General features: G+C 65.6%; 3 protein-coding genes and 2 pseudogenes. All 5 read left to right on the plus strand.

The features are described from left to right. A partial coding sequence (gene mfd / locus WBF82_RS07815; protein ID WP_424382480.1) for a transcription-repair coupling factor occupies positions 1 to 2,221 on the plus strand: 2,221 nt, incomplete at its 5' end. Next, positions 2,218 to 3,150: pseudogene (locus WBF82_RS07820) on the plus strand (nucleoside triphosphate pyrophosphohydrolase); the annotation flags it as partial. The gene mfd and the pseudogene WBF82_RS07820, both read left to right, overlap by 4 nt. A gap of 347 nt (positions 3,151 to 3,497) precedes the next feature. Continuing rightward, positions 3,498 to 4,229 (plus strand): lytic transglycosylase domain-containing protein, encoded by a 732-nt coding sequence (locus WBF82_RS07825; protein ID WP_424382481.1) that lies wholly within the window; start codon positions 3,498 to 3,500, stop codon positions 4,227 to 4,229. 68 nt (positions 4,230 to 4,297) lie between these two features. Beyond that, the gene (eno, locus tag WBF82_RS07830; protein ID WP_424382482.1) at positions 4,298 to 5,587 is read left to right on the plus strand and encodes a phosphopyruvate hydratase; all 1,290 of its coding nucleotides are present in this window, start codon (positions 4,298 to 4,300) and stop codon (positions 5,585 to 5,587) included. Between the two features lie 12 nt (positions 5,588 to 5,599). Next, a pseudogene (locus tag WBF82_RS07835) lies at positions 5,600 to 5,671 on the plus strand (FtsB family cell division protein); the annotation flags it as partial.

Here is a 5,671-nt window from a genome sequence, read left to right on the forward strand (position 1 = left end):
CACCGAGACCGACCTGACCGGCAACCGGGTGACGGCCACGGACGGCAAAAGGCTTGCCGCCAAACGCCGTAACACCGTCGACCCGCTGGCTTTGACCGCGGGCGATCTGGTCGTTCATGACCAGCACGGCATCGGGCGATTCGTCGAGATGACCGAACGCACCGTCGGCGGGGCTCGGCGTGAGTATCTGGTACTGGAGTATGCGTCGACCAAGCGAGGCCAGAACGAGACCGACAAGCTTTATGTGCCAATGGATTCGCTGGATCAGCTATCCCGGTATGTCGGTGGGCAGGCCCCGGCGCTGAGCCGGCTCGGCGGCAGCGACTGGACCAACACCAAGACGAAAGCCCGCAAAGCGGTCAGGGAGATCGCCGGCGAGCTGGTGGCGCTGTACGCCAAACGGCAGGCCAGCGCGGGACACGCGTTCGGGTCGGACACCCCGTGGCAGGCCGAAATGGAGGATGCCTTCGGCTTCACCGAAACTCATGACCAGCTCACCGCGATCACCGAAGTCAAGTCCGACATGGAGAAACCGATCCCGATGGACCGGGTGATCTGCGGTGACGTCGGCTACGGCAAGACCGAGATCGCGGTTCGTGCGGCGTTCAAAGCGGTGCAGGACGGCAAGCAGGTCGCCGTCCTGGTGCCCACGACGCTGCTGGCCGATCAGCATCTGCAGACTTTTATAGAACGTATGGCCGGCTTCCCGGTCCGGATCAAAGGCCTGTCCCGGTTCACCGACCCCGCCGAATCCCGCGCCGTGCTCGACGGCATGGCCGACGGTTCGGTGGACATCGTGATCGGCACCCATCGGCTGTTGCAGACCGGGGTGCGGTGGAAGGACCTCGGCCTGGTGGTCGTCGACGAGGAACAACGGTTCGGCGTCGAGCACAAGGAGCACATCAAGTCGCTGCGCACCCACGTCGACGTGCTGACGCTGAGCGCCACGCCGATCCCGCGCACGCTGGAGATGAGTTTGGCCGGGATCCGTGAGATGTCGACAATTTTGACCCCGCCCGAAGAGCGCTACCCGGTGCTGACCTACGTCGGGCCACACGACGACAAGCAAGTCGCCGCGGCGCTGCGCCGAGAACTGCTGCGCGACGGGCAGGCTTTCTACGTCCACAACCGGGTCAGTTCCATCGATCAGACGGCAGCGCGGGTGCGGGAATTGGTGCCCGAGGCCAAAGTGGCCGTCGCGCATGGGCAAATGCACGAGGATCTGCTGGAGACCACTGTCGAAGGATTCTGGAACCGCGAGTTCGACATCCTGGTATGCACGACGATCGTCGAGACCGGTCTGGACATCTCCAATGCCAACACGCTGATCGTCGAGCGCGCCGACACCTTCGGGCTGGCCCAGCTGCACCAGCTGCGGGGTCGGGTGGGCCGCAGTCGTGAACGCGGTTATGCCTATTTCCTTTATCCGCAACACGCCCCGCTGACCGAAACCGCCTACGACCGGTTGGCGACGATCGCGCAGAATAGCGAACTGGGCGCAGGCATGGCGGTGGCGATGAAGGATTTGGAGATTCGCGGCGCCGGCAATGTGCTGGGGGTCGAGCAGTCCGGACACGTGGCCGGGGTGGGCTTTGATCTATATGTGCGGTTGGTGGGCGAGGCCGTGGAGGCGTATCGCGCTGCGGCCGACGGGAAGACCGTCACCACGGCCGAAGAGCCCAAAGATGTGCGGATCGACTTGCCGGTCGATGCGCACCTGCCGCCGGACTACATCCCGAGCGACCGGCTCCGGCTGGAGGGATACCGCCGGCTGGCCGCAGCGGGCGACAACGCCGGCGTCGATGCCGTTGTCGAGGAGTTGACCGACCGTTACGGGACGCTGCCCGAAACCGCGCAGCGGCTGGTGGCCGTGGCACGACTCCGGCTGCTGTGCCGCGCCGCCGGCATCACCGAAGTCTCGGCGGCATCGGCGGCCACGGTGCGGCTGGCGCCGATGACCCTGCCGGATTCTGCCCAGGTGCGATTGGCGCGGATGTATCCGGGTGCGCGTTATCGCGCTACCACGTCGACGGTGCAGGTTCCGATTCCGCGCGCCGGCGGCGTCGGGGCGCCCCGAATCCGTGATCTCGAGCTGGTGCAAATGGTGGCCGATTTGGTATCGGCGCTGGATGGGAAACCGGGAGAGTCGAGCAAGGTTGATATAACGATGCCATCCGGGCAATCGGCGCCGGCGGCGAGACAGGAGCGACAAGCAAGATGACTGTCATCCTGGTCGACCCTCGCCGACCGTCGCTGGTTCCGGTGGAGGCCATCGAATTGCTCACCGGTGAGGTGCAGTACACCGAGGAAATGCCGGTCGCGGTGCCCTGGACGCTGCCGGCGGCCCGCTCCGCGCATACCGGGGAGGATGCTCCGGTGCTGCTGTCCTCGGATCCCGACCACCCTTCGGTCACCGCACGTTTGGCCGCCGGCGAGCGACTGATTTCTGCGCCCGATCATCAGCCGGGGGAGCGACTGGTGGACGCCGTCGCGATGATGGACAAGCTGCGAACCGCCGGGCCGTGGGAAAGTGAGCAAACTCACGACTCGTTGCGCCGGTTCCTGTTGGAAGAGACCTACGAGGTCTTCGACGCGGTGCGCAGCGGCGATGCCGACGCGTTGCGCGAGGAGCTCGGCGACGTGCTGCTGCAAGTGCTTTTCCACGCCCGCATCGCCGAGGACGCGCCACAGCATCCGTTCAGCATTGACGATGTCGCCGACGCGCTGCTTCGCAAATTGGGTAATCGGGTTCCTGGAGTTCTTGCTGGAGAAGAGATTTCGCTCGACGAGCAGCTGGCTCAGTGGGAGGAGCGCAAAGCCCAGGAAAAACGGGCAAAGAAGGCATCGGCCTCGGTGCTAGACGACGTGCCGACCGCTCAGCCGGCTCTTGCGTTGGCGCATAAGGTAGTTCAGCGTGTCCACCGGGCGGGGTTGCCCGCTGACCTGATCCCGGCAGAGATCACGTCGATCGCGGTAACCGCCGATGTCGATGCCGAAAATGCTTTACGCACAGCGGTTTTAGAATTCATGGATACCGTCCGCAGCGCCGAGAAGGCGATTGCCGCTGACCGCCGCGGAGAAGACGTTCCTGAAGAGCTCGATGTTGCTCCGCTGGGCGTGATCGCCGAGGAGGAGTGGCGCGCGCACTGGCTCCCTGTCCTCGAGACGGCGGGGCTCGCCGACGAGCACGAGGAGTCGGCGGAGGACGTCGACGAGGCGGACGGCGCGGCTGATGACGTCGCCGAACCGGAGCTCGAGCCCAACGATGACCAGCCTGCCGAAGAGGGCGTGGCCGAGGCCGCCGCCGGCGACGGCGACGCCCCTGACCTTGACGAATCGCCGGCAGACGAGCAAGAGGATCGGCCTAGCGAGCCTGAGTAGATCGGCGAGCATCTTGGCTGGACAACTGGGATTAGTCGCGACGCGGCGCCGAGTGGCAGCTGACCTACTGGATTCGCGTGGGACCATGGTCGGGGTAATCGTGTGTAGGGAGTGTTGTGTCGCCGGTCCGTTGGCTGCGGGCGTTCGCCGTCGTGGGAGCGACGGCCCTGCTCTTGGCATCAAGTTGTAGCTGGCAGCTGGGCCCCTACATCCCCAAAGGCGTGCCGCCGCCTCCCGGTGCGGCGGTGCCGCCCGTCGACACCCACGCCAAAGGCCGGGCTGCCGATCAGCTGCACGAGTGGGCGAGCGCACATGCTCACGCACTGAAAATCCCGGTCACCGCGCTGGAGGCGTACGGCTACGCCGCGCGGGTCGCCGAGGTCGAAAACCCGGGCTGCCACATCGCTTGGACGACGTTGGCCGGTATCGGTCAGGTCGAGAGCCACCACGGCACCTACCACAACGCGAACCTGTCTCCCAACGGAGACGTGCGACCCCCGATCAGGGGTGTGGTGCTCGACGGGACCAATGGCACCCTGCGCATCATCGACAGCGAAGCAGGCGGCATGGACGACGGCTCCAACGCCGTGCGGGCCATGGGACCAATGCAGTTCATCCCCGAAACGTGGCGTGAATACGGGGTGGATGCCAACAACGACGGCGTGGTCAGCGTCGACAACATCGATGATTCCGCGTTGTCGGCCGCGGGTTACCTGTGTTGGCGGGGAAAGGATCTCGCCACGCCGCGAGGATGGATCGAGGCGCTGCGGGCGTACAACTACTCCGACGTGTATGCCCTTGCCGTGCGCGACTGGGCTACCGCCTATGCGGCGGGTCACCCGCTCTGAACAGGCTCTATGCTACTGATGGCAATCGCTTGGCCTTTACCACGCCCTGAGCACCTAAGGAGAACCCAGTGCCGATTATCGAGCAGGTCGGAGCCCGCGAGATCCTGGATTCGCGCGGAAATCCGACGGTCGAGGTCGAGGTGGCCCTCATCGACGGGACATTCGCGCGGGCCGCGGTGCCTTCCGGTGCGTCGACCGGCGAGCATGAGGCCGTCGAGCTGCGAGACGGCGGCGACCGCTACGGCGGCAAGGGCGTGAAGAAGGCCGTGCAGGCCGTTCTCGACGAAATCGCTCCCGCCGTCATCGGCCTGTCCGCCGACGATCAGCGGCTGGTCGATCAGGCGCTGCTTGACCTGGACGGCACCCCGGACAAGTCCCGGTTGGGCGCCAACGCCATCCTCGGGGTGTCCCTGGCGGTCAGCAAAGCGGCCGCCGATTCCGCCGAGTTGCCGCTGTTCCGCTATCTCGGCGGTCCCAACGCGCACATCCTGCCGGTGCCGATGATGAACATCCTGAACGGCGGCGCGCACGCCGACACCGCCGTGGACATCCAGGAGTTCATGGTGGCCCCGATCGGGGCGCCCAGTTTTTATGAGGCGCTGCGCTGGGGCGCCGAGGTCTACCACGCCCTGAAGGCGGCGCTGAAGAAGCAGGGGTTGTCCACCGGACTGGGTGACGAAGGCGGATTCGCCCCCGACGTGCCGGGAACCAAGGCGGCGCTGGACGTGATCAGTCAGGCCATCGAGTCGGCGGGTTTCAAGCTCGGCGCGGATGTGGCATTGGCGCTCGACGCCGCGGCAACCGAGTTTTATACCGACGGCACCGGCTACGCGTTCGAAAAGAAGACCTGTACCGCCGATGAGATGACGCAGTTTTACGCTGAGCTGCTCGACTCCTACCCATTGGTGTCCATCGAAGATCCACTGGCCGAAGATGATTGGGACGGTTGGGTAGCTCTGACGACGGCGATCGGTGACCGGGTGCAGATTGTCGGCGACGATCTGTTCGTCACCAATCCCGAGCGGCTCGAAGAAGGAATCGAAAAGGGCGCGGCAAATGCGTTGCTGGTCAAGGTGAATCAGATCGGCACGTTGACCGAGACACTCGATGCGGTCGCACTGGCACACCACAGCGGATACCGGACGATGATGAGCCACCGCAGCGGCGAGACCGAGGACACCACGATCGCCGATCTGGCGGTCGCAGTGGGGAGTGGGCAGATCAAGACGGGCGCGCCCGCGCGCAGCGAGCGCGTCGCGAAGTACAACCAACTACTTCGGATCGAAGAAGCCCTCGGCGACGCGGCCCGTTACGCCGGTGATCTGGCGTTCCCCCGGTACGCGCCGGAAGCCGGCTAGCCGGCGAGAACTATGCCCGAATCCAAACGGCCAGACCCGAAGCGGCGCTCGCCGGCGTCGCGTCCGGGGCGGGCCGGCGATTCG

This window comes from Mycobacterium sp. (assembly GCF_049673265.1).
GTDB lineage: Bacteria > Actinomycetota > Actinomycetes > Mycobacteriales > Mycobacteriaceae > Mycobacterium.